Consider the following 7841-nt stretch of genomic DNA (forward strand, 5'->3'; position numbering starts at 1 on the left):
AATTTACTATCCTTGCGGTCAAAAAGAGTATTTCGTAAAGAAAGACGAAATAGAAAAATGGCAATGGCAATAATCTTATACTTAAAAGGAGCGAATTATGTTATTTACAGATGAGGATTTTGTAAATATAGTGCCGCAGGATCTTTTAGAGCGCGGTATAAACTTAAGAGAGAAGCTCGGTTTTTATGAAATCGCTTGGAAATTTGACGATGTAATGGAGGTGCTAAAAATCACAAGAGATAAAGGTATGATTATCCTAGGAGGAGACGTATATCGCTTAAGCGGTAATAAGCCCATAATCACAGGCGATGGCTGGTACACGAACAAGGGAGATGACAATGCGTTCGAAGTAGCGATCAAATATATCACCAATTATCGCGCTAGAAACGGAGATGATTTTGCATACTGCCCAGTCATTAGCCCCGGGCGGGCGTCCAAATGAAAATTTTAATTGGATTGTGTATAGGAAATTTCATAAAAGTATAGAGTATGCTTTAAGCGAGCGGATAGAATTTGAATTCGGCACAAAGAAGAGGATTGGGTAAAACTTTAAATTTGGAAAGGAATAAGGGGAAACGCTGTGAAATTTAAAATTTTAGAACCAAGGCTTTATGAAAAGTATAAAGATATGGTTATAGATGCGTGAGGATGAAAGGGTAAATACAGCATTGATGGCCAAAATAGATATTTTATTAAATTTAATAAATTTTTCTAAAAATATAAGCGCGATAAAAAGCGACTTGGCAAAGATAGGCTTTAATAGCGAATCAGAGCTTGTAACAATAACAAAAAATACCATCGCAAATATCTTAAATAGGGTCATCGATAAAGAAATTTCATATGATCTCCTTGAGGAATGGGCAAATTTAATAGAGTGTCGCGAGGATATAGGATATGAGGATGAAATTTTGCAAGAGATCATATTCGAACTGGCAAACCCTTGTCTTTATGGAGAGATAGACGAAGAGAAGATTTGTATGATTTTAGATGAAATTAAATACGGGCGGAGCGAGACGAATGATATTAGAGAAAAATATTGATATTGTGGGCGAGAGGGCAATTTTATTGATGGCGCTAGGCTCATTGCAGGCATTGGAGCACCAGGCGATTACCATAGATGAAAGCCAAAGAATTTTGTTTTCGCCCTATATTTCAACGCATTTGGAAAACAATAAAGTTAGCAAGCGTGTCATAGATATAATAACTGAATGTTGCGAACTAGAGGATATTTTCGAAATAATTCCTACAAAATATATACAAACCTTACGAATATTGCAAAATAGAATAATAAAAATTTTAAAGCAATACGATAAAGAATCTGGAAAAAGATGGGTAATTATAGATGAGGGGTAGCCTCTATAGCTCCGTTTTTTGGCGAGCACTAAAAAAAATTTGGTTCAAGATAAGTTAAAAACTTTTAAAGGAATTTTTGGCTTATCTTGAACCTTTAAAATTTTAATGTCACGATAGAAATTCTGTGTAAATTTAAGTCCTTTCAATACTTTATAATGCTATTAATAAGATCGATGACACAATATAAATCATAGATTTTAGATAAGTCGGTAAATTTTATGATTTAAGGAGTTTGATAGTATTAATCTAACTATTAAGGCTCAATTAAACTTAAGCGGATTCTCTCTTATCAGTTTCAACAGTTTCTGATATAAGTTTTCCCGTGTAGTTTTAGTATTATATCTAAAATTCCCATTCTTTTAAATGAAGCAAGAAATTTTCTTTCTTAATGCCTTTAAATTTAGCTAGTCTATGTTTAGCATATCCCCAGAAGTTTTCTATACCATTGATATGATTTTTACCGTTAGCAAATTCATTTTTAGAGTGCTTTACCCTGTAGTGTGCTTTGGCTCCATAATCAACCAATCCGTCATAGGCCTTCCAGCAATCAGAGTAAATAACGCTCTCATCCAATTCGCTAAACTCTGATAATATGGGTATTAGCTCACTGGCAGAACAGTTTTTAACTATCTGGGTATAGACCTTACCGTCACGCTTTAGCATTCCAAATACGGGTGTTTTATTTGCTGCGCCTCTACCTCTTTTACCCCTTACTCTTTTAGATCCGAAGTAACTTTCATCTATTTCTATTTCACCTGAAAACTTAGATATCTTCTCGCACTCTTTAGACATAAGAGCTCTTATTTCTCTAAAGATTTTACATAGGGTTGCTTCTGAAATTTTAGTTAAATTTGATATCTTTGATGCTTCTATATCCTCCGTGAAGTACTTTAGAATTTCTCTAAATTTCTTTTCTGAAATTCGGGAACGAATTATATACTTGTTTTTCATCGACAGGATCATAGTTAAAAACTCCTTTGAAAGTTTTTAACTTATCTTGAGCCATTATTTATTAAAAGCGGGCTATAGCTTTTTGGATTTTCATAAAATTTCGCTCTCTACCGAGCATATGCAGTATAAAGGTCTCTATCCGCTGCGACCGGAATTCAGCTCATGGTTAAACGGACAGCTGGATAACCGCAAATACGAGCGCGATACACACACGATCAAATACACGTATAATCAAGCGACCTGCTAGAGCTCGACATTACGGGATATTACACCAAGCATCAACGCATCGGATCGACTTCGACGAACGTAAAATGGGGCGTCGAGACCAAAGGCGGCAAAATCGGCGCTAAGAGTAAATTTGAAACGGGCGATCTGGCTCATACGCTACGTTACGGCTTTGATTACTACCGCTCCGAAAACTACGTTAAGCCCGGCAATCTACGCCCCGAAAAGGTCGATAATTATAGCTTTTATATTGAGGATGCTATGCGCTACGGCGGGCTTACGGTAACTCCTGGCGTGCGCTACGAAAGGCACGAACTAAAGACTTACAACGGCAGAGGCGCCAATATCTCTAGCTACAAATATAAATTTGACGAAGTAAGCCCTGCTTTAGCGCTTGATTACGAGATTGGCGCGGGATTTGGAGCGTTTGCGAGCTATGCGCGAGTATTTAGAGGACCTGACGTAATGGAGAGCATGATGGCTGCGGGTACAAGCCGTGGCAGACCGCTAAGCTGGATGGCTAACGAAAATTTAAAAGCCACTACGGGCAACGCCTACGAAATAGGCGGTCGCTACAAAAGCGAGCTAGGAGAGAACTCCTCGGTAAGCCTAACTGCGAAGTATTTCAGAACGGAGTATAAAAATCTCATCGTAGATAACAATGCGGCGGGCGGAATCGTCGGCTGCCCGGGAGGCGCACAGGGCACCTTATGCAGGGCTAACGCAGGCGGTGCGGATATTGACGGCGTCGAGCTTTACGCAAGATTGATATTAGATGATTTGAGCCTTGCTGCGGGCTACACCCATCAGCACGTAGAATATAAAGACCGCGTACGCAGCGGCTCGGGCTATCTAAGCTCAAACATCATCGGCTACCGCGACTATGGCGATAAATACACCTTCAATGCCGAGTACGCAATCTCTGCGGCGGATCTACTGCTGGGCTATAACTTGCTCTTTTTCGACTCCAAAAACGTAGCCTCCGCAAATAGCGACGAAAAAACAAAAGTGCCTAGCTACGCGGTTCACGATCTATATGTGACCTACGCTCCGGATAGCGGGCGATTTAAAGGGCTTGAGATCAACGCGGGCGTTTACAATCTCTTTGATAAAGCCTACGCGTCGCACTCACAGCGCAGTGCCGATTTCACCGGAGATTCAAACGCTATCGACTGGGAGCCGGGACGAAATTTCAAGCTAAGCGTGGCGTATAAATTTTAAAGCTTACGCGAGATGACGGCACGAAATTTTGCACGCTAAAGCAGCGAAATTTTAAAAATTCAAAGCCCTTGGAATTTCAAAATTCCTAGGGCTTTATAAATTTGAAATTCTTAGACTTAGAATTTCAAGCTTTTAAATTCTACTAACATAAATTTTCTCGTAAAATTCTTGCGAATAGCAAAATTCTCATTCGCAATGAAATTCTAGCTTGCAGCGAAATCCCCAAAATTAAAAACGATATCCGCAGCGCTTCACATCCAAAGTTCGTTTAAAATTTATAAAATCCCTCCCGCTTCAAGCGCCGTCCGTTTACTCTTCATCGTTAAAATTCTGTTTTAATTCTACTTAAAAGGAGAGCCTTTGTTAAATTCTACTAAAAACGCCATTCGCGGGGCATTTTGGACGAAACCGTTCATAGTTTTAGTGCTGCTTTTGCTGCTGCTAATCCCACTAAGCTTTATCGATAATCTTACCTACTCGCGCTCCGAAACCAAGCAGCTCGCGCAGGATTCGATCCTCACGCCGGTGGGCGGCGAGCTGCAAATCCAGGGGCTTGCGATCGTAGTGCCCTACGCAGAGATAATCGAAGCGATAGACAAAAGCAACAACGAGCTCATAAAAAGGCGCGTAGAGAAAAATTTCATCATAGTGCCTAAAAACTACTCTCTCGCGGCGGAGATCGACCCCACCTATCTAAAGCGCGGAATTTTTCGCGTTCCGATCTATAACGGCGACTTCGCGCTTAAGGCGGACTTTGAGGCGATAAACTATACCGAGCTCGGCGTCGATCCTGCGCGGCTAAATTTCGACGAAGCCGTGCTAGTGCTCGGCGTAGGCAATCAAAAATCCTTCACCGCTTCTCCCGCTTTAAGCCTAAACGGCAAGGAGCTTAAGCAATATCACGGCAACACCGAAGCTAAAATTTTCGATCGAAGCCTAATCTATAAGCTCCCCGCTTCCGCGCTATCGTCTGATTTTAGCATCAGCGGCACGCTTAAAATTCAAGGTGGCGAGGCGCTTCATCTAGCTCCGATCGCGCAAAATAGCCGTTTTGAAATTAGCTCTACTTGGGCATCGCCTAGCTTTGGCGGCGGCTTTATCGCCAAATCGCGCGAGGTAAGCGCTAGCGGTTTTAAAGCTTCGTGGGAAGTTACAGGCTTAGCCGCAGGCATTGCTCCTGCGTGGCTTGCAGATCAAGATGACCGCGTCGCTATGACGAACTGGCGCAGCAACGACGATAGAAATGACGCCGTAAGCATCGGCTTCATCGAGCCCGTGAACAACTACTCGCTGATTAAGCGCTGCACGGATTACGCTCTGTTATTCTTAGCGGTGCCGTTTTTGGCGATCTTTTTGTGCGAGGTTTATACTCACGAGCGCATCCACCCGATCCAATATCTACTCATCGGGCTTGAGGACGTCGTTTTCTACCTGCTGGTGCTTTCGCTTTCCGAGCATATGGGCTTTGCGATTAGCTACGCCATCTCGGCGATCGCAGTTAGCGCGATAGTGTTTTTCTACGCGAGCGCAATTTTCAAAGGCGCGCGCTGGGGCATTTTCATCACTTGCGTTCAGCTCGTTTCATATGCGATCCTCTATGTCATCTTAAATTCCGAAGACTACGCCCTATTAATGGGAAGTCTGATGATCTTTGCGGTGATTTCGCTCGTTATGTATTTTACGCGCAAGCTCGATTGGTACGATACGGCGATCCCAAGCGGCGAGAAAAAGCAGGAGCAAGAGCCCGAAATTTAGCCTTTAAATTTGCTGCTAAATTTAATCGCAACGGCCTTTGGAGCTTTAAAATCCAAAGGCCATTTTAAATTTGCTCGCTAAATTTCAACTGCTAAAATTTCATCTATTTAAAATTTACCCGACGCGGTATGCAAACTGCGACCGAGCCAAACGGCGCATTTTAAAATTTTGCCCCGCAAGCGGGAGCATGTCGCGACAAAGACAAAATTTAAAACGCGCCGTTTTAAATTTTAAAATTTCATCTGCGCCGCAAAGCCGATTTTTGAGTATAATGAGCGAAAAATTTTAAGGATTTTGTGTGATACTTGCTATTGAGAGCAGCTGCGACGACAGCTCGGTCGCGGTGATGGACGAGCGTAGTTTCGAGCTGAAATTTTACGAAAAAATAAGCCAGGAGGCCGATCACGCCAAATACGGCGGCGTCGTGCCCGAGCTTGCCGCGAGGCTGCATACGGAGGCGCTGCCGCGGATTTTGCAGCGCGCAAAGCCCTATTTTAGCGAGCTTAGCGCGGTCGCAGCGACCAATACCCCGGGGCTCAGCGTGAGCCTGATCGGCGGCGTGAATATGGCAAAAGCGCTCGCGCTCGCGCTAAATTTGCCACTCATCGGCGTAAATCATCTCATAGGCCACGTTTACTCGCTGTTTTTAGACGGCGAGGCGCGATTTCCGATGGGCGTTTTGCTCGTTAGCGGCGGGCACACGATGGTTTTGGATATCGACGCTGCGGGGGGTATCGAAATTTTAGCGACCACCGGCGACGACAGCTTCGGCGAGAGCTTCGATAAGGTCGCAAAGATGCTGGGGCTCGGCTATCCGGGCGGCGCGCTCATCGAGGAACTCGCAAAAGGCGGCGAGCCGAGGTTTGAGCTGCCCGTGCCGCTAAAGGGCGACAGGCGGCTGGAGTATAGCTTTTCGGGGCTTAAAAACGCCGCGCGCGTGCAGATAGAGAAGCTAAAAGAGGCGGGCGAGCTGGATAAGCGGGCGATGCGCGATCTGGCGCGCTGCTTTGAGGACACGGCGTGCGCGCACATACTGGATAAATTGCAGCGGATCTTTGAGCTGCGTCGCTTTGCGCGCTTCGGCGTCGTGGGCGGAGCGAGCGCGAACCTGCATCTGCGGGGGCTTTTGACGGATTTGTGCGAGCGGGCGGGCTGCGAGATACTTTTCGCACCGATGAAATTTTGCTCCGATAACGCCGCTATGATCGCGCGCGCAGCAATAGAAAAGCTGCGTAAAAATGAATTCACAGCACCCGCAAAGCTTGAGATCATTCCGCATCTAAATCTACGCTCGGCATTTGAGTGAAATTTTAAAATTTACAAATAGTCTGCACCCACTAGCGGATTCTCACGCGCTGAGCGTTTGAGTAAAATTTTATCTCGCGCTCGCTCACGGTTGAGTTTGGATAAAATTCACTTTGAATTTACACATCGCGTTTCAGGCTCACGCCACGTTTTGCCAAACTCCTTTCGTGCTCGCACCACCATCGATGCCGCTGCCGCTGCGCATGTCCTCGCTGCTTGCAATATCTGCTAAAATTTGATCGGCTTGTTTACTCGTCATTTTTTATCCTTTATATTTAATCGTGCAGAAAAGTTACGACTTCGTGTTCTTTTGGTAAATTTTCTCTACCATCAATACCGCGATTACCGTATTCCGTTAGAGCTTCTTTTAAAATTTTATAAAGCTCGTCCAACGAAATTCCGTCAAGACTAGAATTTATATTTTCTAGCTTATATTTGATAAAAAACGGATTATCGACTAGCATTTTACTTGTGGTTTCGTCATAGACCCGTCTAATATCAAGCTCAATAACATTGCCCTTATAACATAAAATATAAATCTCCTCACCCGTAAATCCATCTCGCGGATCCGGTAAGTGCGGATCACACACAAAGATAAACCAAATATCCCTCTGCCTATCGATGACTCAATCAAGCTACTCTATACGTTGATTGCCCAATGGAAGTTCACCAAAATTTGCTCTGGAGCTATTTACTATGTCAATAACGCCATATTTCTCAATATCCTCTTTCGAAATATATTCTGCTACAAATGCCATTTTCTACTCCTTAAATTTAATATTTAATTATATCTACGACATATTTATATTCGCTTATATGCTCGTAGATATCGCCTTCGATTTTAATGCCTAGTCTCCCAACCATATCGTTTAGAAAAAATTTCTCAAAATTTTCAGCGGTTACCTTGGCGCCGCTACTGGTGCGCACATCCTTGTCATTCGCTATATCTGCCAAAATCTTCTTTGCTTGTTCATTTGTCATTTTTTATCCTTTATATTTAATCGTGCAGAAAAGTTACGACTTCGTGTTCT

The 7841-nt window shown here is 43.4% G+C and carries 10 protein-coding genes and 1 pseudogene; 7 read left to right on the top strand and 4 right to left on the bottom strand.

The genetic code is table 11. The annotated features are described in order from the left end of the window. Nucleotides 1-97 precede the first annotated feature (97 nt). The 3 genes from imm40 (at nucleotide 98) to Q0413_RS00215 (ending at nucleotide 1353) form a co-directional block, all read left to right on the top strand. Nucleotides 98-442, top strand: coding sequence for an Imm40 family immunity protein (imm40, locus tag Q0413_RS00205; RefSeq protein WP_298986080.1), 345 nt, complete (start codon nucleotides 98-100; stop codon nucleotides 440-442). Nucleotides 443-671: 229 nt separating this feature from the next. After that, nucleotides 672-1040 carry a hypothetical protein gene (locus Q0413_RS00210; protein ID WP_298986097.1) on the top strand — a complete coding sequence of 123 codons (369 nt, stop codon included), beginning with the start codon at nucleotides 672-674 and terminating at the stop codon, nucleotides 1038-1040. Further along, nucleotides 1018-1353, top strand: coding sequence for a DUF3969 family protein (locus Q0413_RS00215; protein WP_298986082.1), 336 nt, complete (start codon nucleotides 1018-1020; stop codon nucleotides 1351-1353). Before Q0413_RS00210 ends, Q0413_RS00215 begins: the two co-directional genes overlap by 23 nt. Before the next feature lie 260 nt (nucleotides 1354-1613). Here the strand turns inward: Q0413_RS00215 and Q0413_RS00220 are convergent. Beyond that, nucleotides 1614-2316, bottom strand: a pseudogene (locus Q0413_RS00220) (IS1595 family transposase). Between the two features lie 34 nt (nucleotides 2317-2350). On the opposite strand from Q0413_RS00220, the gene Q0413_RS00225 reads away from it, so the two are divergent. The 4 genes from Q0413_RS00225 (at nucleotide 2351) to tsaD (ending at nucleotide 6811) form a co-directional block, all read left to right on the top strand. After that, on the top strand, nucleotides 2351-2551 hold the full coding sequence (locus tag Q0413_RS00225) for a hypothetical protein (protein ID WP_298986084.1): 201 nt from the start codon (nucleotides 2351-2353) through the stop codon (nucleotides 2549-2551). Between the two features lie 125 nt (nucleotides 2552-2676). Then, a complete protein-coding gene (locus tag Q0413_RS00230) occupies nucleotides 2677-3750 on the top strand; it encodes a TonB-dependent receptor (RefSeq protein ID WP_366939611.1) in 1074 nt (357 codons plus the stop codon). A 360-nt stretch (nucleotides 3751-4110) separates the two neighbouring features. After that, complete coding sequence (gene creD, locus Q0413_RS00235) at nucleotides 4111-5505, top strand: cell envelope integrity protein CreD (protein WP_298986086.1); 1395 nt, start codon at nucleotides 4111-4113, stop codon at nucleotides 5503-5505. 298 nt (nucleotides 5506-5803) lie between these two features. Next, nucleotides 5804-6811 carry a tRNA (adenosine(37)-N6)-threonylcarbamoyltransferase complex transferase subunit TsaD gene (tsaD, locus tag Q0413_RS00240; RefSeq protein WP_298986089.1) on the top strand — a complete coding sequence of 336 codons (1008 nt, stop codon included), beginning with the start codon at nucleotides 5804-5806 and terminating at the stop codon, nucleotides 6809-6811. 274 nt (nucleotides 6812-7085) lie between these two features. Here tsaD and Q0413_RS00245 read toward each other — a convergent pair whose 3' ends face one another. The 3 genes from Q0413_RS00245 to Q0413_RS00255 are packed head-to-tail and all read right to left on the bottom strand — an operon-like array spanning nucleotide 7086 to nucleotide 7791. After that, nucleotides 7086-7400, bottom strand: coding sequence for a hypothetical protein (locus tag Q0413_RS00245; RefSeq protein WP_298986091.1), 315 nt, complete (start codon nucleotides 7398-7400; stop codon nucleotides 7086-7088). A 45-nt stretch (nucleotides 7401-7445) separates the two neighbouring features. Continuing rightward, nucleotides 7446-7568, bottom strand: a complete 123-nt coding sequence (locus tag Q0413_RS00250; protein ID WP_298986093.1) for a hypothetical protein — start codon at nucleotides 7566-7568, stop codon at nucleotides 7446-7448. A gap of 16 nt (nucleotides 7569-7584) precedes the next feature. Further along, nucleotides 7585-7791, bottom strand: coding sequence for a hypothetical protein (locus Q0413_RS00255; RefSeq protein WP_298986095.1), 207 nt, complete (start codon nucleotides 7789-7791; stop codon nucleotides 7585-7587). Between the last annotated feature and the right edge of the window lie 50 nt (nucleotides 7792-7841).

The sequence above is a fragment of the uncultured Campylobacter sp. genome (genome assembly GCF_938045465.1).
In the GTDB taxonomy this organism is placed as follows: Bacteria; Campylobacterota; Campylobacteria; order Campylobacterales; family Campylobacteraceae; genus Campylobacter_B.